This is a genomic window from Rhodococcus sp. NPDC019647 (assembly GCF_044389235.1).
GTDB classification, from domain to species: Bacteria; Actinomycetota; Actinomycetes; order Mycobacteriales; family Mycobacteriaceae; genus Rhodococcus_F; species Rhodococcus_F oxybenzonivorans.
Genome location: NZ_JBIRXS010000009.1, coordinates 104,867 through 123,803 on the forward strand (window position 1 = coordinate 104,867; position 18,937 = coordinate 123,803).

General features: G+C 66.5%; 20 protein-coding genes. 12 read left to right on the forward strand and 8 right to left on the reverse strand.

What is annotated here, in order from left to right:
* Positions 1-13 precede the first annotated feature (13 nt).
* Positions 14-838, reverse strand: a complete 825-nt coding sequence (locus ACH49N_RS18715) for a hypothetical protein (RefSeq protein WP_159921783.1) — start codon at positions 836-838, stop codon at positions 14-16.
* Complete coding sequence (locus ACH49N_RS18720) at positions 835-1,119, reverse strand: hypothetical protein (protein WP_109329332.1); 285 nt, start codon at positions 1,117-1,119, stop codon at positions 835-837. Before ACH49N_RS18720 ends, ACH49N_RS18715 begins: the two co-directional genes overlap by 4 nt.
* Before the next feature lie 173 nt (positions 1,120-1,292).
* On the opposite strand from ACH49N_RS18720, the gene ACH49N_RS18725 reads away from it, so the two are divergent.
* Together ACH49N_RS18725 and ACH49N_RS18730 are read left to right on the forward strand one after the other, a co-directional pair.
* Complete coding sequence (locus ACH49N_RS18725; protein WP_159921781.1) at positions 1,293-1,679, forward strand: VOC family protein; 387 nt, start codon at positions 1,293-1,295, stop codon at positions 1,677-1,679.
* Positions 1,676-2,083 (forward strand): VOC family protein, encoded by a 408-nt coding sequence (locus ACH49N_RS18730; protein WP_397504740.1) that lies wholly within the window; start codon positions 1,676-1,678, stop codon positions 2,081-2,083. The genes ACH49N_RS18725 and ACH49N_RS18730 overlap by 4 nt, the downstream gene beginning before the upstream one ends.
* 36 nt (positions 2,084-2,119) lie before the next feature.
* Here ACH49N_RS18730 and bioD read toward each other — a convergent pair whose 3' ends face one another.
* Complete coding sequence (gene bioD, locus ACH49N_RS18735; RefSeq protein ID WP_358273863.1) at positions 2,120-2,830, reverse strand: dethiobiotin synthase; 711 nt, start codon at positions 2,828-2,830, stop codon at positions 2,120-2,122.
* Complete coding sequence (locus tag ACH49N_RS18740) at positions 2,827-3,969, reverse strand: 8-amino-7-oxononanoate synthase (RefSeq protein ID WP_358273862.1); 1,143 nt, start codon at positions 3,967-3,969, stop codon at positions 2,827-2,829. The genes bioD and ACH49N_RS18740 overlap by 4 nt, the downstream gene beginning before the upstream one ends.
* A gap of 77 nt (positions 3,970-4,046) precedes the next feature.
* On the opposite strand from ACH49N_RS18740, the gene ACH49N_RS18745 reads away from it, so the two are divergent.
* Genes ACH49N_RS18745 through ACH49N_RS18760 form a run of 4 tightly spaced genes read left to right on the forward strand, consistent with a single transcriptional unit; the run spans position 4,047 to position 10,992 of the window.
* Positions 4,047-5,360 (forward strand): adenosylmethionine--8-amino-7-oxononanoate transaminase, encoded by a 1,314-nt coding sequence (locus ACH49N_RS18745; protein WP_358273860.1) that lies wholly within the window; start codon positions 4,047-4,049, stop codon positions 5,358-5,360.
* A 32-nt stretch (positions 5,361-5,392) separates the two neighbouring features.
* Entirely contained in the window at positions 5,393-7,654 is a 2,262-nt protein-coding gene (gene glgX, locus ACH49N_RS18750; protein ID WP_358273858.1) for a glycogen debranching protein GlgX, read from the forward strand.
* A gap of 12 nt (positions 7,655-7,666) precedes the next feature.
* Complete coding sequence (treY, locus tag ACH49N_RS18755) at positions 7,667-10,054, forward strand: malto-oligosyltrehalose synthase (protein WP_358273857.1); 2,388 nt, start codon at positions 7,667-7,669, stop codon at positions 10,052-10,054.
* On the forward strand, positions 10,051-10,992 hold the full coding sequence (locus ACH49N_RS18760) for an NADP-dependent oxidoreductase (protein WP_358273855.1): 942 nt from the start codon (positions 10,051-10,053) through the stop codon (positions 10,990-10,992). Before treY ends, ACH49N_RS18760 begins: the two co-directional genes overlap by 4 nt.
* 13 nt (positions 10,993-11,005) lie before the next feature.
* Here the strand turns inward: ACH49N_RS18760 and ACH49N_RS18765 are convergent, their stop codons facing one another.
* From ACH49N_RS18765 to ACH49N_RS18775, 3 genes are all read right to left on the reverse strand, one after another.
* On the reverse strand, positions 11,006-11,452 hold the full coding sequence (locus ACH49N_RS18765) for a PLD nuclease N-terminal domain-containing protein (protein WP_358273853.1): 447 nt from the start codon (positions 11,450-11,452) through the stop codon (positions 11,006-11,008).
* 55 nt (positions 11,453-11,507) lie between these two features.
* Positions 11,508-12,143: a helix-turn-helix domain-containing protein gene (locus ACH49N_RS18770; RefSeq protein ID WP_358273851.1), complete on the reverse strand. Its 636-nt coding sequence runs from the start codon at positions 12,141-12,143 to the stop codon at positions 11,508-11,510.
* An 81-nt stretch (positions 12,144-12,224) separates the two neighbouring features.
* A complete protein-coding gene (locus ACH49N_RS18775; RefSeq protein WP_109329317.1) occupies positions 12,225-12,413 on the reverse strand; it encodes a DUF1918 domain-containing protein in 189 nt (62 codons plus the stop codon).
* Between the two features lie 110 nt (positions 12,414-12,523).
* On the opposite strand from ACH49N_RS18775, the gene ACH49N_RS18780 reads away from it, so the two are divergent.
* The 5 genes from ACH49N_RS18780 (at position 12,524) to treZ (ending at position 16,758) form a co-directional block, all read left to right on the forward strand.
* Positions 12,524-12,667, forward strand: coding sequence for a hypothetical protein (locus ACH49N_RS18780; protein WP_201453563.1), 144 nt, complete (start codon positions 12,524-12,526; stop codon positions 12,665-12,667).
* A gap of 34 nt (positions 12,668-12,701) precedes the next feature.
* Positions 12,702-13,124, forward strand: coding sequence for a hypothetical protein (locus ACH49N_RS18785; RefSeq protein ID WP_250774253.1), 423 nt, complete (start codon positions 12,702-12,704; stop codon positions 13,122-13,124).
* An 86-nt stretch (positions 13,125-13,210) separates the two neighbouring features.
* Positions 13,211-13,573: a PadR family transcriptional regulator gene (locus ACH49N_RS18790; protein WP_159921761.1), complete on the forward strand. Its 363-nt coding sequence runs from the start codon at positions 13,211-13,213 to the stop codon at positions 13,571-13,573.
* Positions 13,573-14,919 (forward strand): permease prefix domain 1-containing protein, encoded by a 1,347-nt coding sequence (locus tag ACH49N_RS18795; RefSeq protein ID WP_358273850.1) that lies wholly within the window; start codon positions 13,573-13,575, stop codon positions 14,917-14,919. Before ACH49N_RS18790 ends, ACH49N_RS18795 begins: the two co-directional genes overlap by 1 nt.
* A 90-nt stretch (positions 14,920-15,009) precedes the next feature.
* The gene (treZ, locus tag ACH49N_RS18800) at positions 15,010-16,758 is read left to right on the forward strand and encodes a malto-oligosyltrehalose trehalohydrolase (protein ID WP_358273848.1); all 1,749 of its coding nucleotides are present in this window, start codon (positions 15,010-15,012) and stop codon (positions 16,756-16,758) included.
* Here treZ and ACH49N_RS18805 read toward each other — a convergent pair.
* The gene (locus tag ACH49N_RS18805) at positions 16,710-18,290 is read right to left on the reverse strand and encodes an MFS transporter (protein ID WP_159921755.1); all 1,581 of its coding nucleotides are present in this window, start codon (positions 18,288-18,290) and stop codon (positions 16,710-16,712) included. The two genes, treZ and ACH49N_RS18805, sit on opposite strands and share 49 nt — an antisense overlap.
* Before the next feature lie 122 nt (positions 18,291-18,412).
* On the opposite strand from ACH49N_RS18805, the gene ACH49N_RS18810 reads away from it, so the two are divergent.
* Positions 18,413-18,937 carry a TetR/AcrR family transcriptional regulator gene (locus tag ACH49N_RS18810; protein ID WP_213572403.1) on the forward strand — a complete coding sequence of 175 codons (525 nt, stop codon included), beginning with the start codon at positions 18,413-18,415 and terminating at the stop codon, positions 18,935-18,937.

Here is an 18,937-nt window from a genome sequence, read left to right on the forward strand (position 1 = left end):
CTTCGATGCGCGGTCAGTTGATCAGTCGCAAGTCCGACAGAGTCCCACTGGACACGAGCATCACGTAGAAGTCGGTGATCATCAGCGTGGCGAGGGTGGTCCAGGCCAGCTGCATGTGGCGTACGTTGAGCTTGCTCACCTGGGTCCACAACCAGTAGCGGACGGGGTGCTTCGAGAAGTGGGTGAGCCGCCCGCCGACGACGTGCCGGCATGAATGGCAGGACACGGTGTACGCCCAGAGCAGGATGACGTTGCCGACCAGGATGAGTGTGCCCAGCCCGATGCCGAAACCCCCGTCCGCGCCGTGGAACGCTCGGATGGCGTCGTAGGTGTTGATCAGCGAGACGATCACCGCGACGTAGAAGAAGTATCGGTGGACGTTCTGGACGATCAGCGGAAGGCGTGTCTCACCGGTATAGGTTCGGTGGGGTTCGGCCACCGCACACGCCGGGGGCGAGAGCCAGATCGAGCGGTAATACGCCTTGCGGTAGTAGTAGCACGTGAGCCGGAACCCCAGGAGGAACGGCAACACGAGGAACCCGAGCGGAATGATCATCGGCAATTCGCCGATCGGAGTTCCGAAGTCACTCGACCCGGGCACGCACGAATCACTCAGGCAGGGTGAGTAGAACGGCGTCAGGTAGTGGTATTCCTCGGCGAAGTAGGCGGTCCGTACCCACGAACGAATCGACGCGTAGATCACGAACGCCGCGAGTCCGAGCACGGTCAGCAGCGGCGCCTGCCACCACCGGTCGGTGCGTAGTGTCCGTTCCGCGATTCGGGCACGCCTCGGGGACGCAACACCCAGATTTTCGGAATTTTTCGGTGGCGCGCTCATCCGCGCTCGTAGTGGCAGCCGCCGAGACCTTCGTCGTCGACACCCGCCCACATCGAGGCGTCGTAGGGGACGTCGGGGATCTTGATCCGCTCGACGGGTTCGCGACGCGTGACATGCGGCGGCGACGTGTCGAGTTCCTGGGCGTCGATCTCGAGGCGCTCGAGATCGTTACTGAGCCGGCGCACCTGTGCAGCGTCGCCATACATCGAACGCAACGACCCGACGCACCGCCGGAGGTGGTTGATCGTGCGATTCAATTCGAGCATTTCGGAGGTCGACATTGGACCCCTCCCAACCCAGACGGATGAACCCGTGACGCGTATCACACTACCGACTTCCCGCCGGATACGGGCGGCTTTTCGGCCCGGCGAGTCCCGCAGCGATGACTTTCCGCGATCGCACGAGTCCATACCTTCGGAAAGGCAACAGCACTCTCGAACATCTGGAGGAAATCATGGCCGACGCAGCCATCGGCAGCATCTTGCTCGCCAGCACACATCCTGAGCGACTGCGGGACTGGTATGCCGCAGCCTTCTCACCGAAGGTCGATCGCACGCCGGGCGAGCCGGGGTACGACGTACTCGACTTCGACGGTTTCTACATCATGATCGACCGCCGCGACGATGTCGGCGACACGAACCCTGAACCCGGACGCATCCTGCTCAACGTGGAGGTCGCCGATGCGCGCGCCGCCGCCGGGCGTCTCGACGACCTGGGTGTCACGTGGTTGTCGCCGCTCGAAGATCGCGACGGCAGCTGGTTCGGCACCGCGATCGACCCGGACGGAAACTACGTACAGATCATCGAGCTCAGCGAGCGTGCGCGAGCGGAGATGTCATGACCACTCGACAGGAAAGCGGGCGGACCGACGTGTTGGCCCAGTCGCGAGGATTCAGTGGATTCGCGGTGAACGACATTGCCGCCGCCGAGTCCTTCTACACCACCACCTTGGGACTCGAGGTGACCGAAGAGGAGATGGGATTACTGGGGCTGCATCTGCCGAACGGACCAGTGGTGCTCATCTACCCGAAACCCGACCACACACCGGCGACGTACACCATCGTGAACTTTGCCGTCGACGACGTCGACAAGACGGTCGACGCCCTGACCGAACGCGGGGTGCACTTCCTGCGGTACGACGGTTTCGAGCAGGACGACAAGGGGATCATGCGCGGCAACGGCCCCGACATCGCCTGGTTCACCGACCCCGCCGGGAACATCCTGTCGGTGTTGTCCGAGTCCTGACCCGGCACCATGGCGTCGCTCGCCCGGTGCGCCCGATCAGTGTCCGGTCAGGAAGTTTCCGGTGAGCACCGACGTCCGCCAACCGCTGTCGAACCAACCCGGTGCTGCTGCGGAGAACGTCTCCGCGTCGAGGCTGCCACTGCCCGCGGGCACACTGCCGACCACGCCGCTTCCCGTCACGACGGGCAGGTCGACGAGGTTGCAGCGCTCGGCGAGCCCGGGGTGATCGGGCCACGACCCGATGATCGTGCCGGCGCAGGACAGCCCGGCACCGGTGATGGCCCGGATGGTCAGTTCGGTGTGATTGAGGGTGCCGAGCCCGGCGGCCGCGACCACGACGACCGGCGCATCGAGCGCACGCGCAACGTCGACGAGCGTGAACCCGGCCTCCCCCATCCGGACCAGGAGACCACCGGCACCTTCGACGAGGACGAGGTCGTGCCCGGCATCGAGCGCCCGGACCGCCGCCACCACGTCGGCGCAGTGCAGCAGCGGCATACCGCTCCGTCGGGCCGCGGTGTCGGGGGCGAGCGGCTCGGGATAACGCGCGAGTTCCCGCACCGCGGTGACACCGGACAGCCGGGTCACCTCGGCGAGGTCACCCGGCTCTCCCGGGGCGACGCCCGTCTGCGCCGGTTTGCACACGGCGACGGAACGGCCCGCGGCCTGAGCCGTCGCAGCGAGTGCGGCGGTGACGACGGTCTTGCCCACATCGGTCGACGTTCCCGTCACCACGAGCACACTCATGCCGAGGCTCCCGCCACCACGCTGGTGAGCACCGTCTCGATCAGCGCCAATTCCTTTTCGTCCAATGTCGCCCGGGCGGTGAGTCGCAGTCGCGACGTGCCCTCCGGCACCGACGGCGGCCGGAAGCACCCGACATGCACACCCAGCTCCCGGCATGCGGCTGCCGCGTCGACCGCGCGCTGAGGATCACCGAGGATCACGGACACCACGGCGGATTCCGGAGTCGCGGCGCCGGTGAAACGCGCAAGGTCCCGCGCGCGGTCGAGCACGGCAGCCGCGCGGTGCGGTTCGCGTGTCAGCACCGACAGCGCCGCCCTCGCCGCTCCTACCGCGGCGGGCGCCAGACCGGTGTCGAAGATGAAGGTGCGGGCGGCGTCGATCAGATGGGCGCGCACCTTCTCGGAGGCCAGGACTGCACCGCCTTGGCTGGCAAGGGACTTCGATAGTGTCGCAGTGATCACGATGTCCGGTTCGCCCGCGAGCCCGAGCTCGTGGACCAGCCCCCGCCCGCCCTCGCCGCGCACACCGACACCGTGGGCCTCGTCGACCACGAGGACGGCGCCGGTGTCGCGACACACCCGGTGCATCGCGACGAGCGGTGCCAGATCGCCGTCAGCGCTGAAGACCGAATCGGTGACGACCAGGGCGCGTTCTTCCGACCGGGTGGCCAGCGCGGCCCGGACGAACTCGATGTCCGAGTGCGGCGCGACGACGACGCGGGCGCGGGAAAGCCGGCAGGCGTCGACGAGGGAGGCGTGGCTGCCCGCATCGCTGACGATCAACGACCCTGCCCCCGACAGCGCGGTCACAGCCCCGAGGTTGGCGGTGTAGCCGGACGAGAAAACCAAGCCGGCCTCTGCGCCCACGAACTCGGCGAGTTCCGATTCCAGCAGTTGGTGTTCGGTGGTCGATCCCGTGACAAGACGAGAACCCGTCGCTCCCGCACCCCATCTGCGTAGAGCTGTCATCGCTCCGTGCAGTACCTCGGGATGACGGACGAGACCCAGGTAGTCGTTCGAGGCAAGGTCGATGAGTGCGCTTCCGGCCGTCCGCGGACGCAGCTCACGGCGCAGTCCGGCGGCGCGACGTCGATGCTCGACGTCGTCAAGCCACGTGGAGAAGGTGCGATCGTTGCTCACCTCCGGAACGATACGGGACTTGAACAGTGTTCAACCCGGGTGGGCCCCCTTTTCGTCCAGTGGCTAGGGTCACGAACGTGACCCATCCCAGCCTGACCGCCGAAGAGATCACGTCCCTCGACGCCTCGCTGCTGTGGCATCCCTACGGCGCCTTTCCCTCCTCCACCACCCCGCTGGTCGTGACCGAGGCCAGGGGCACACGCCTCGTCCTGGCGGACGGGCGCGAACTGGTGGACGGAATGAGTTCCTGGTGGGCGGCAGTGCACGGCTATCGCCACCCCGTTCTCGATGCCGCGGCCGCGGAGCAACTGGGGCGGATGAGCCACGTCATGTTCGGGGGTCTCACCCACGAGCCTGCGGCGCGGCTGGCGCGACTGCTCGTCGACATCACGCCGGAGGGGCTCGACAAGGTCTTCCTCGCCGACTCCGGTTCCGTGTCGGTCGAGGTGGCCGTGAAGATGTGTCTGCAGTACTGGCGCAGCCGGGGCAAGCCGCAGAAGCACCGGCTCCTGACCTGGCGCGGCGGCTATCACGGTGACACCTTCGCCCCGATGAGCGTCTGCGATCCGGACGGCGGGATGCATTCGCTGTGGACGGACGTGCTCGCCCGGCAGGTGTTCGCAGGACCGCCCCCACGCGACTTCGATCCGCAGTACGTCGACGAGTTCGAGCGCCTCGCACGCTCGCATGCCGACGAGCTCGCGGCGGTCATCGTGGAGCCGGTGGTCCAGGGTGCGGGCGGTATGCGCTTCCACGATTCCCGCTACCTGACGGAACTACGAAGAATCTGCGACGAGCAGGGACTCTTGCTGGTCTTCGACGAGATCGCGACAGGGTTCGGCCGGACCGGTGAGCTGTTCGCCGCCGATCACGCGGGTGTCAGCCCGGACGTCATGTGTATCGGCAAGGCGCTCACCGGCGGGTACCTCACGCTCGGGGCCACCCTCTGCAGCACCGAGGTGGCCGAAACCATCAGCGCCGGGGATGCCGGTGGACTGATGCACGGTCCCACGTTCATGGCCAATCCCCTCGCGTGCGCTGTCGCCGTCGCCGCCGTCGAATTGCTGCTCGCGCGCGACTGGCGGGGTGAGGTCGCGGCGCTGCACCGCGGACTCGAGTCCGGCCTCGCTCCTGCCCGCGACCTGCCCGGCGTGCGGGATGTGCGGGTGCTCGGCGGTATCGGCGTCATCGAACTCACCGACCCCGTCGACATGCAGGCGGCGACCGACGCGGCGGTGGACGCCGGGGTCTGGCTTCGACCGTTCCGCAACCTGATCTACGCCATGCCTCCCTACGTGTCCACCGGGGACGACGTGCGGAACATCACAGCCGGAATGCTTGCCGCGGCAGGTAGCTCGCGCGACGCCGGAAGCCCTCTCGCCTCGAGCTGAGCGCCCGGGCGCCGCGGGCTAATGTTCTTCTCATGACTGCCAGCGACGAGATCGGCACCACACACATCCCCGTGTGGCCCGGAACGGCCTACCCACTGGGCGCCACCTATGACGGCGCAGGGACGAATTTCGCGGTCTTCTCCGAGGTCGCGGAGGCGGTCGACCTCTGCCTCATCGCCCGGGACGGAACCGAGACCAGGGTGCGTCTCGACGAGGTGGACGGGTACGTCTGGCATGCCTATCTGCCGACCGTCGAACCCGGACAGCGGTACGGATACCGCATCCACGGCCCGTGGGATCCCGCGGCGGGACATCGCTGCGACCCCAGCAAGCTACTCCTCGACCCGTACGGCAAGGCGTTCGACGGGGAGTTCGACGGGGATCGGTCGTTGTTCTCGTACGACATCGATCTGCCCGAGCCGGCGGAAGACGCCGACCCCGGGGCCGGCACCGACGCCGAGGGCGTTGCCGCGGCCGACAGTGGCCAGGACGAAGACGTGCAGAACGGCGCCGAGCAGAACGAGGACGACCCCGGTTCTCCCCTGCCCGGGCACGATTCGCTTGGCCACACCATGACGACCGTGGTGATCAACCCGTTCTTCGACTGGGCCACCGACCGGGCGCCGAAACGCCCCTATCACGAGACGGTCATCTACGAAGCCCACGTCAAGGGGATGACCGCGACGCACCCCGATGTGCCCGAAGAGCTCCGCGGCACGTACGCCGGTCTCGCCCATCCCGCGATCATCGATCATCTGGTCGATCTCGGCGTCACCGCGATCGAACTGATGCCCGTGCACCAGTTCATGCACGACCAGACGCTGCTCGACAAAGGTCTGCGTAACTACTGGGGCTACAACACCTTCGGCTTCCTCGCCCCCCACACGGGCTACTCGTCCGCCGAGAAGCCCGGTGGCGCGGTGTCCGAGTTCAAGGCGATGGTGCGTGCCTTCCACGAGGCCGGCATCGAGGTGATTCTCGACGTCGTCTACAACCACACGGCCGAGGGAAACCATCTCGGCCCCACGATCAGCTTCCGCGGCATCGACAACGCCGCCTACTACCGGCTCGTCGACGGTGACCTCGAGCACTACATGGACTACACGGGAACGGGCAACAGCCTCAACGCCCGCCATCCCCACACATTGCAACTGATCATGGATTCGCTCCGCTACTGGGTGACCGAGATGCACGTCGACGGTTTCCGTTTCGACCTCGCCTCCACGCTGGCCCGGGAACTACATGACGTCGATCGACTGTCCGCCTTCTTCGACCTCGTGCAGCAGGATCCGATCGTCAGCCAGGTGAAACTCATCGCCGAGCCGTGGGACGTCGGCGAGGGTGGTTACCAGGTGGGCAATTTCCCAGGACTGTGGACCGAGTGGAACGGCAAGTACCGCGACACGGTTCGGGACTACTGGCGCGGTGAGCCCGCCACCCTCGGCGAGTTCGCCTCCCGCCTCACCGGCTCCTCGGACCTCTACGAGGCGACGGGCCGCCGTCCCGGTGCGAGTATCAACTTCGTCATCGCCCACGACGGATTCACCTTGCGCGACCTCGTCTCCTACAACGAGAAGCACAACGAGGCCAACGGCGAGGACAACAACGACGGCGAAAGCCACAACCGTTCGTGGAACTGTGGTGTCGAGGGACCGACGGACGACCCCGAGGTGCTCGACCTGCGCGGCCGTCAGAGCCGCAACATCCTGGCCACCCTGATGCTCAGCCAAGGCACTCCGATGATCGCGCACGGCGACGAGATGGGCCGGACTCAGCAGGGCAACAACAATGTGTACTGCCAGGATTCGGAATTGTCGTGGATGGACTGGTCGCTCGTCGACACCAACGCCGACCTCGTCGAGTTCACCAAACGAGTGATCGACCTGCGCGCCAAGAACCCGGTGTTCCGCAGGCGACGTTTCTTCGATGGCACCCCCATCCGCAGCGGGGACCAGACTCGGGACATCGCCTGGCTCACCCCGTCCGGTGAGGAGATGACACCCGCGGACTGGGACAGCGGGTTCGGCAAGTCCCTGGCCGTGTTCCTCAACGGCGAGGGGATCCCTGAGCCCAATCATCGCGGCGAGCGGGTCGTCGGGGATTCGTTCCTGATGTGTTTCAACGCCCACGACGACGCCATCGAGTTCTCGACGCCGAACTCCGATTACGCGAACGAGTGGACCGTGGTGCTCGACACCGCGGTGCCGACGGGGTCGAACGACGCGGTGATCGAGGCCGGGAAGCCGCTCGAGGTCGAGGCGCGCTCGCTGGTCGTGCTGCGACGGACCGCCTGAGGCCGGGCGAGCATGGGGAATCCGACGATTACCGCGACCTATCGGCTCCAGTTGCGCGGCGACGCCTTCACCTTGACGGACGCCGCTGCGGTCGCCGGCTATCTCGACGACCTCGGCGTCTCGCACGTCTACCTGTCGCCGATCCTCACCGCCAGCGAGGGTTCGACACACGGGTACGACGTGACCGATGTGACGACCGTGTCCCCGGCACTCGGTGGTCGGGAGGCTCTCACAGCCCTGTCCGAGGAGCTACGCCGGCGGGGAATGGGACTCGTCGTCGATCTCGTTCCCAACCACGTGGGCGTCGCCAACCCCCGCGAGAATGCCTGGTGGTGGGACGTTCTCACCCACGGACAGCGATCCGACTACGCCGACTTCTTCGATATCGACTGGCGGCCGGACAACGGTGCGGACGGGAAGCTGGCGCTCCCCGTTCTGGGATCGGACTCCGACCTCGACTCGCTCACGGTCGACCACACAGGCGAAGAACCGCTTCTCGCGTTCTATGAGCACCGCTTCCCGATCGCCCCGGGCACCGACTCGGAAGACGCGCGGGCCGTGCACGAGGCGCAGTCGTATCGCCTGGTCCCGTGGAACTCGGGAATCATCGGCTACCGGCGGTTCTTCGCGGTCAGTGATCTCGCCGGGATCCGACAAGAGGACCCACGCGTGTTCGACGCCTCACACCGCGAGCTGCAGAGCTGGATCGCGGACGACCTCGTCGACGGTGTGCGCATCGACCATCCCGACGGGCTGGCCGATCCGGCGGGTTACCTCGACCGGCTCCGCGCCATGATCGGCCCGGATCGGTGGCTCGTGATCGAGAAGATCCTGGGTCATGAGGAACCACTCGACGATCACCTGCCGATCGACGGCACCACCGGATACGACGCGCTGGCCGAACTGGGTGGGGTGTTCCTCGATTCGTCCGGGGCGCCCGCGCTGACTGCGCTGTCTGCGGCCCGAACCGAAGAGCGGGGAGACAGCGCCTGGCTTCGACAGCGCGAACCCGAGATCAAACGAGAAGTGGCGAGCACGATGCTCGCTCCGGAGGTCCGGCGGCTGGTGCGGGCGATCCTTCGGGAAGCCGACGGCGACTACGTCGTCGAGGACGTTCGAGACGCGGTCATCGCGGTGGTCGCGGCCATGCCCGTGTACCGGTCCGACTACAGTCCCCTCGCCGGCCTGGCGCACCGGGTTATCGGGAGCGTGGTCGCCGAAGCGCCGCGCATGGCGGAGCCGTTGGCGGCATTGGCGTCGGCCCTCATTCGTGGGGGTGAGGCGGCCACGCGGTTCCACCAGGTGTGCGGTGCGGTCATGGCGAAATCCGTCGAGGACTGCCTGTTCTATCGCACCGCTCGCCTCGTCTCGCTCCAGGAAGTGGGTGGTGATCCCGCGACGGTGGGCGTGTCCCCCGCCGAGTTCCACCTGGCGTTCGCCGGGCGGGCGACGCGGTGGCCGAGGGCGATGACCACCCTGTCCACCCACGACACGAAGCGCGGTGAGGATGTCCGCGCACGTATCGGCGTCTTGTCCCAGGTGCCGAGCCTGTGGGCAGAGTGCGTGGATCAATGGGAGCGCATCGCCCCCAGTCCCGACCCGGCCCTCGGATTGTTTCTGTGGCAGAACCTGTTCGGGGTCTGGCCGGTGGACGGCCGCGCGGCCGCGGACGTTCCGGACTTCCGCGATCGCATCCACGCCTACGCCGAGAAGGCGGTCCGCGAGGCCGGCACCCGCACATCCTGGAACGATGTCGACGAAGAATTCGAACGCGATCTCCATCGCTGGCTGGACACGGTGATCGACGGTGCCGTCGGCAACGCCCTCGGTTCGATCTGCACCCAGCTGGCACCCCACGGTTGGTCGGACGCTCTGGGCCAGAAGCTGCTCCAGCTCTGTGGACCCGGGATACCGGATGTCTATCAGGGAACGGAGTTGTGGGAAGACTCGCTCGTCGACCCCGACAACCGGCGCCTGGTGGACTACGACGTTCGCCGACGCGCGCTCGACGGACTCGACCTCCCTCCTGTCGACGCCACCGGCGCGGCCAAGCTCCACGTTGTTCGTACCGCACTCAGGCTGCGCCGAACACGTCCCGAAAGTTTCGACACGTACACACCGGTGTTCGCCTCGGGAAGTGCGGCCGCCCACCTGATCGGCTTCGCACGAGGCCGATCCGGTGCGGCCCAGGATGTCATCGCTCTCGCGACCCGGCACAGCGTCCGGCTCAGCGAACGCGGTTGGGGCGACACCGGATTCACGTTGCCGGAGGGTTCGTGGACGAACCTGCTGACCGCCGAGAACGTAGAGTCCGGCCACGTTCGGCTGTCCAGCCTGTTCGATCGCTACCCGGTGGCCCTGCTAAGCCGAACTTCGGTAGCCGAGTTGCCAGGGTCATGACGCGACGCGTCGTTGCCCGAGGTTACGGAGGTCCCGAGGTCCTCACTGTCGTGGAGGTCGACCCGGTGCCGCCGGCGCGCGGTGAGGTCGCGATCGAAGTCCGGGCGATCGGCGTCAATCCCATCGACTACAAGCGGTACAGCGGCGCGTTCGGCACCAATCCCGATTCCCTGCCGATGGGCCTCGGTGCCGAGGCGGCCGGCGTGATCGTCGAGGTCGGCGAGGATGCGACGGGTCCGGACGGGCCCCTTTCACCCGGCGACGAAGTGATCGCCTACCCGGTCGACGGGGCGTACGCGGATCGACTCGTCGTCGGCGCGGATTCCGTTGTCCGCAAACCGCCCTCGCTCCCGTGGAACGAGGCCGCCGGGCTCCTGGTGGCCGGTACGACCGCAGTCGAGACACTCGACGTCATCCAGGTCGGTTCGGGAGATCTGGTTCTCGTCCACGGAGCGGCCGGCGCTGTCGGGTCGTGCGTCGTCCAAGTGGCCTGCGGCCGGGGCGCGACGGTGATCGGCACGGCCCGGCCGGGACATCACGACTACGTCCGGTCGCTCGGCGCCACCCCGGTGTCCTATGGAGACGGTCTTGCAGATCGCGTCCGCGTCCTCGCGCCGGACGGCGTGGACGCCGTCATCGACACGGTCGGCGGCGAGGAGGCTGTCGACGTGTCCGTCGCGTCGGTACGCGACCCGTCCCGGATGGTCACGACCCTGGCAGTACCGCGTGCGGTCGACGCCGGCTTCCTCGGCGTGGGTGGCAAGAATCCCACCAGTCGAGAAGTGCGAAGACGCCTCCGTTCGGTGGTCGTCGATCTCGCGGATCGCGGCGACCTCAAGGTGCGGGTCGCCCGGACGTACTGGCTGGCCGAGGCCGGACGCGCCCACACCGAACTTGCCGGTCCCCATCCTGCGGGGAAGTTCGTCCTGCTTCCGTAACCGCTGCGCAGCCTCAGGGCTCGCCGGACTCTTCCCTCCGGCGTCGCGCGATACGGCGTTGCTCTTCGGCGCGTTCGCGGCACTGGCGGAGAAACGCTTCGTCGTCGTCCGGGTTCTGTGCCACGTGACGGCCGGGACGCTCGTACTCGCCGAACCCGCCTGTCGTGCCCGGTCTGCGGACTACCGCACCGCGGCCGACGAACAACCAGACCAACGACCCGACGGTCGGCAGGAGCAGCACGATCAGCAGCCACACCATCTTGGGCAAGTGCCGAATATCCGAATCGTTCCGCGTGATTACGTCGACGAGGCAATAGACCCACAACAGCAGAGTGACGAGACCGAAGACAAAGTACGGCACCGAGATTCCCCCTCCGAAGCGCGCCGGGAATGCCGAGCGCGGTGTCCCACGGAATGACGTGTCGTGAAACAACGGTGTCCATGGAATTACTGTGTCCATGGAATTACTGTGTCCATGGAATTACTGCGCCCATGAAACCACAGAGCGTTCCGGGTCAATGGAGCAGGCTTGCCCTGATCATCTCCTTGACCCAGTTGCGGTACTCGTCGATGTCCCACCCGCAGTCGTGCCGAAGCATGGAATGAACCTGGGGTGAGACGACGGTGAAGAGCACGTCCGCCGCTCGCTGCACGGAGATCTCCGGTCGCAGCAGGTCGTGCGCGGCAAGCCCTTCGGCAAGGGTCATCGCGTTCGCGGCGGACGCTCGGGCGCCCTCCTCGGCGAATCGCCTCATGTCCTCGTCGGCGCCCGAACTCTTGATCGACGTCAACATGAGAGTCCCAGCCCGTTCGAGGACGTCAGCGCCGTACCCCACCACTTCGTCGAGGATGCGTTCGACCGGATCGCCGTCGCGAGAGGCAGACGCATACGCGGTCGGCATGCTGTCGTCGCCGCCCTCGATGGCGGCGGCGAGCGCCTCGTGGAACAGCTCGGCCTTCCCACCCGGGAACGCCGTGAACACCGTCCGCGTTGCGACTCCCGCTGCTTCGGCAACCGTGCGCACCGTGGTGCTCACATAACCCCGGTCCACGAACAGTCGGGCCGCAGCATCCCGGACGAGGACGCGGGTGCGGCGCGCCGACTCCGCGCGCAGCGGCGAACTGTAGGTCCTTCTGACCGGTTCCAGCACAAACTCATGCTAACCGCATTGGAAGCAGCGCCCCTGCAACCAATGCGGTGAGTCACCGTGGTCCACCCACGCGTCGATGCCCTACGACTGCGGATGTTCCACCCAGGCGTCGGGCCCTGGAAACACCAGCGCTTCGTGACCGTCGTCGTACCGGACCAGGTAGGGCGGTTCGCCGTTCTCCCCATGTACCTCCACGACCTCGGCGGTGTGCGCGTGCGCTCCCACAACCCTGCCCTGGACGTGCAACCGGTCTCCCACTGCTACGTGCATGACTGCTCCTCGCGATACTGGACTCGTCACCTCAAGCTTGCTACTTCGCGACCGCCGGCGAAAGGGCTGACTCACCGGCATGTGCAGACTCGATGTGCCATCGTGGGGACATGGCAACCTACCGATACCTCGACAAGGACCACAACGTCTTGGAAGAGCACGACTTCGGCACCGTGCAGGATGCCGAGGAACACCGACTGTCGGTCCTCGGCGCCGAAATCATCGAGAAGGTCGAAGACTCCGGCAAGGACTGAGCGCCCCCGTGCCGACGCGTGGGAACCGTCGCTCATGACCGATGCCAGATCCGTTCTCATCGTGGTGGATGCCGCGAACGTCGTCGGTTCCAGGCCCGATGGTTGGTGGCGTGATCGCGGCGGTGCCGCCCGGCGATTGCTCGTGAATCTGGCCCGGTGGCAGGAACGCCTCGATGAACCACCCGAGGTGATTGCCGTGCTCGAAGGCGCTGCGCGAGTCGCGGTCGCCGACGAGGCGAAGGTGAATTCGCAACAGCTGCGGGTGGTGCGGGCAGACGAATCCGGTGATGACGCAATCGTCGGGATCGTGGCTGAAGCGGTCGAAACGAACAGCGACCGGCCGGTCAGGGTGGTGACGGCGGATCGCGGACTCCGCGCTCGGGTCGAGGCGCTCGGGGCCGGCACAGTCGGACCCCGGTGGCTGCTCGATCGAATCGAATCACCCGGAGAACAGTGAATCATCCGGAGATCAGGGAGCTCCCTTCATACCTAGATCTGCTAGGGTCAATTTCGAACCCTAGAGGAACTAGGTATGGAGGTCGGATGTTCATCGACAAAGACTTGGTGGCAGCCTCGGCCACCCCGCTCGTGCTCGGCATTCTCGCCGACGGCGAGTCCTACGGCTACGCCATCATCAAGCGCGTCAACGAGTTGTCGGGCGGGCGGATGCAGTGGACGGACGGGATGCTGTACCCGCTCCTGCATCGCCTAGAGCGATCAGGGTACGTCACGGCAACCTGGCGCACGGCCGAGAACGGCAGGCGGCGTAAGCACTACGCCATTACCGATCCCGGCAGGGACATGCTCGCCGACCGGCGCATGCAGTGGAACGTCGTTGCGGAAGCCCTGCATCGAGTGTGGCAGTCGGCTCAGCTTCCGCCGGCCGCCGCCGAGGGGTGGTCGTGATGGATACCGACGCAGAGCTGGAATCGCAGATCGGCCAGTGGCGTGGTTACGTTCGGGGCCACCGCGTGATCTCGAGTGCCGATGTCGACGAAATGGAAGGTCACCTCCGCGATCAGGTCTCCGACCTCTCCGCGGTCGGGCTGACGGCGGCCGAGGCCTTCCTCGTCGCCGTCGGACGTATGGGCAACCTCGACGCGATCTCCCGCGAGTTCGCGCTCGAGCATTCCGACCGGCTGTGGAAGCAACTGGTGCTTATGCCGGCCACCGCGGAACCCGAAACCACTTCCTCCAAGCGCGAACTGAGCGTCGTCCTGGCCCTCGCCGTCGGAGCGGGACTGGCCGTCAAGGCCGGCATGGAGTGGCTGCCCGAACTTGCCCTGGCCCGAAACATCAGCCTCCTCGTACTTCCGTTCCTGACGGCATACTTCGCGTGGAAACGGAAGATGACAGTGCGTGGCGCCGCATTCCTCGCCGTGCCCTTCGCGGTCGCGGCACTCGTCCTGAATCTTTTTCCGTTCGTCGACAACGGGTCGACGGAAGTGATCGCGGCGATCCACGCGCCCATTGCGCTGTGGTTCGTCGCCGGGCTGGCCTATGTCGGTGGCGACTGGCGATCCCAAGGACGCCGCATGGACTTCGTCCGGTTCACCGGAGAGTGGGTGGTCTACATGGCCCTGCTTGCGCTCGGTGGCGGAGTGCTGATCGGCCTGACTGTCGGCGCATTCGCCTCCCTGGACCTCGATGTCGAGTGGGTCATCGAGCAGTGGATCCTTCCCTTCGGCATTGCCGGCGCGATTCTCGTGGCAGCCTGGCTCGTGGAGGCGAAGCAGGACGTCATCGAGAACATCGCCCCCGTGCTCACTCGCGTGTTCACACCCCTCACCATTCTCATGTTGCTGGCACTGCTGACAGCGTTCGCGGCTGCCCGCAGCGTCGTCGGCGTCGACCGAGATCTGCTCATCCTCATGGATCTCATTCTCGTGCTCGTGCTCGGCCTGCTGTTGTACGCGATCTCCGCACGTGATCCACTGGCACCTCCCGACCTGTTCGACAAGCTGCAAGTCGTCCTCGTCGTCAGCGCACTCGCCGTCGACGTGCTGATGCTGACCGCCATGCTCAGTCGCATCGCGGAATTCGGCTTCACACCGAACAAAGTGACCGCGCTGGGACTGAACGTGGTGTTGTTGGTCAACCTGGTGTGGTCCGCTCGACTCGGTTTCGGCTTCGTCCGCGGTCGGTGCGGGTTCGGCGCTGTCGAGCGCTGGCAAACCCGATATCTGCCCGTGTACGGCGGGTGGGCCGCCGTCGCCATGATTGCGGTGCCCCCCGCCTTCGATTTCATGTAACCATGACCCAGTCGCGTCGGCGGCAGAGCTGTCTGACCAGCCGGGGCCGACAACCCTGCACGCCGCGCGAGGGCAAGGCATGCTTATCGGGTGCACACTTTCGAGGTATGGGCCCCGATTCCGAGCGCCGTTCGCGTGGACGTCGACGGCCGAAGTCACGACATGACACCCTCTCCTGACGGCTGGTGGCGAGCGGAGGTCGACGCGTCTGACGACTCGCGGTACGCCTTCCTTCTCGACGATGACGACACCGCCCTCCCCGACCCCCGTTCGCCACGCCAACCCGACGGCGTGCACGCACCGTCACAGCTGCACACCGTCGACCGGGACGCGTGGACGGACTCGCAGTGGCACGGCCGCCAGCTCGCCGGGGCCTCCATCTACGAACTTCACATCGGAACCTTTACGCCCGAAGGAACCTTCGCCGCGGCCGTCGACAAGCTCGACCACCTCGTGGAACTCGGGATCGACTTCGTGGAAGTGATGCCCGTCAACGGTTTCAACGGAACCCACAACTGGGGATACGACGGCGTCCTCTGGTACACCGTGCACGAGGCCTACGGAGGTCCCGACGGCCTGCAGGCCCTGGTCGACGCCTGCCACGCGCGCGGCCTCGGAGTGGTACTCGATGTGGTCTACAACCACCTGGGACCATCGGGAAACTACCTCGACCGCTACGGCCCCTACCTGGCGCAGGGCGCGAACACGTGGGGTCGCAGCATCAACCTCGACGGCCCCGGCAGCGACCATGTGCGGCGCTACATCATCGACAACGCGCTCCGCTGGTTCGAGGAGTTTCATGTCGACGCGCTGCGTCTCGACGCGGTCCACGCCCTCGTCGACCACACCGCGACCCACCTCCTCGAACAACTGGCTGTCGAAACGCGCCGCCTCTCTGCCCATCTGGGTCGGCCGCTGACCCTCATTGCCGAAAGCGATCTCAACGATCCGAAGTTGATCACTCCGCGTTCTGCCGGTGGGTACGGCCTCGACGCGCAGTGGGACGACGACATGCATCACGCCGTCCACGCCGCGGTGTCGGGTGAACGGCAGGGCTATTACGGTGACTTCGGGTCACTCGCGTGCCTGGCGGAAACGATGCGGCAGGGCTGGTTTCACGCCGGCACGTACTCGACGTTCCGCGGACGCATCCACGGGCGTCGTTTGGACACCCGGCAGATTCCGGCCAGTTCGCTGGTCACCTACACCTGCACGCATGACCAAGTGGGTAATCGGGCGATCGGTGACCGCCCGGGCGCCTATCTCGACTCGGGGCAGCTGGCCGTGAAGGCGGCACTCGTGTTGTGCTCGCCGTTCACGCCGATGCTGTTCATGGGCGAGGAGTGGGGCGCGAGCACACCCTTCCAGTTCTTCACCTCGCATCCGGAGCCCGAGCTGGCACGGGCAACCGCGGAAGGCCGCAAAGCCGAGTTCGCCGAGCACGGCTGGAGTACCGAAGACGTCCCGGACCCGCAGGACCCGCTCACTTTCCAGCGCTCGAAGCTGAATTGGGACGAACGAGGGCGCGAACCCCATGCCCGGTTACTCGAGTGCTACCGCGCGTTGCTTCGCCTGCGACGTGAACGCGTCGAGCTGACCGATCCGTGGCTGAGCGACCTCACCGTCGACTACGACGAGGACGAACGCTGGGTCGTGGTGCATCGCGGTGCGCTGCGACTCGCGTGCAATCTCGGAGCGGACCCGGTGACCGTGCCGGTCGGCGGCTCCCCCGTGTTGTGGTGGGAGCCGCCGAAGCAGGACGAGACCGCGTCGGCGACGATCGTGCCGGGTCACTCGTTCGTGGTGCTCGATGCCTCGCGCACTGTCGCCTCGGGCTGACGGCCGCGCAGCATCCGGAGCACGAGCACCGCGGTGGCGAACAGAATCAGCGCGGTGGCGCCTGCGGCCACGTGCATGCCCTCGACGAACGCCGACTGCGCCGACTCCAGAAAGACCGATCGCGACGTATCGGGTAGATGCTCGGCTTCCGCGACCGCCGCACCGAGCGTGCCCCGGGCCGCGTCCACCCGTTCCGGTGCCAGCATCGATGTGTCGAGGCCGCCGCGGAAGAAGGCCATCACCACGCTGCCCAGGACCGCGACACCCAGTGCGACACCGAGTTCGTACGCCGTCTCGGACACGGCCGAGGCGGCGCCCGCCCGCTCGGGCTCGACCGCACTGACGACGAGGTCGGATGTCAGGGTCAAGGCAATTCCGACACCGGCCCCGGCGAGGGCGAAGCCGGCGACGAACATCGTCGGGGCACCGTCGACACTCAGTGTCAGCATCATCGCGGCACCGAGTCCGGCGACCGCGAGGCCCCCACCGAGGACGTGGGACGTCGACCACCGGCGCACCATCCAGGCGGCGGCGAGCGCGGTGACAGCGCTGAGCAGCATCCCGGGGAGCATCAGCACACCCGATTCCAATGCCGTGTTACCCAGCACCAGCTGCAGATACTGGGATCCGAAGAACAGCACGCCTGCCAGGGCGAAGATGGACAGTAGGTTCGTGAGGACGGCCGTCGAGAAGGCCGGCTTGGCGAACAGCGCGACGTCGATCATCGGATCTTTCATCGCGCGCTGCCTGCGCACGAATGCCACGCCCGACGCCGCGCCGACCAGGCCGATCGCAAGGAGTTCCAGCGCGAACCCGTGGACCACCGTTTCCTTCACCGCATACACGAGCGGCAGCATCGTCGACATCGACAGCGCAGCGCTGAGCAGGTCGAAGCGACCCGGTGTCGGATCCTTCGACTCGGGGATCACGAGCGGTCCGGCGACGATGAGGACCAGCATCACCGGGATGTTGATCAGGAACACCGAACCCCACCAGAAGTGTTCGAGTAGCCAGCCACCGATCAGAGGGCCGGCCGCGGTTCCGCCGCCGGCCATCGCGCCCCACACACCGATCGCCAGTGTGCGCTCGCGAGGGTTGGCGAAGATCGTCCGAATCAGCCCGAGAGTCGCCGGCATGAGGGTTGCACCGGAGATTCCCTGCAGAACCCGCGCGACGATGAGCATCTCCGGGGTGGGCGCCCACGCCGCGATCAACGAGGCGATACCGAAACCGGCAGCGCCCACGAGCAGTAGGCGCCGTCGGCCGATGCGGTCACCGAGGGTGCCCATCGTGATGAGCAGTCCGGCGAGCACGAAGGAGTAGACATCGATGATCCACAGCAGCTGGGTGCTGCTCGGCTCGAGATCGGCACTGATGAAGGGGAGAGCGAGATCGAGCACCGTGCCGTCGACGGCGATGAGGAGTACGGCAAACGCCAGAACGACGAGCCCGAGCCAGTCTCGGCGTGACGCGGATGCCTGATCCGGCGCGCCGAAGGCGTCGTTGATCCCGCGATCCGTGGAGACAGACATTTCTTTCCTACGACTTTCCTCGGAGGGCCGACACGGTAGGTAAACCGTCCAGCCGGTACAGCTGGCTACTGTAGCTTGAACCGTCCGGACGGTAAAGTTATTTCCAGGTACAGTCCCTCTTCATGGCTGCCGGTACGCGCGATCGAATACTCGACGCCCTCGAGAAGTTGTTACTCGACGTGGGAATCGCCCAGGTGACACTCGAAGCAGTCGCCGCCGAAGCAGAGGTCTCCAAGGGGGGTCTCCTGTACCACTTCCCCAGCAAAGAGGCACTTCTCGCGGCGATGGTGCGTCGCCTGGGCGAGCGCGCCGACGCCCAGCTCGCCGACGCCGTCTCCGGCGGCACCTCGCTGTCCGAGTGGTATCTGCAGGTTCCGGATGCCAGCACGACGGAAGAGCTGGCCCTCTATCGATCCACCATCGCCGCACTGCGCAGCGTCGACGGACAACACGACGAGATCCAGCGAGCGGTGATCGAGGTCATGCGCGGCTGGGACGAAGGCCTGCACAGCGAAATCGACGACCCGGTGCAGGCCGAGATCGTCCGGCTGGTCGGCGACGGAATTTACCTCGCCGCCCTACTCGGCCTCCCCCTGCCCGAACCCGAGCTGTACAGCAAGGTCGTGGAGCGACTCCTGCAGAAGTAA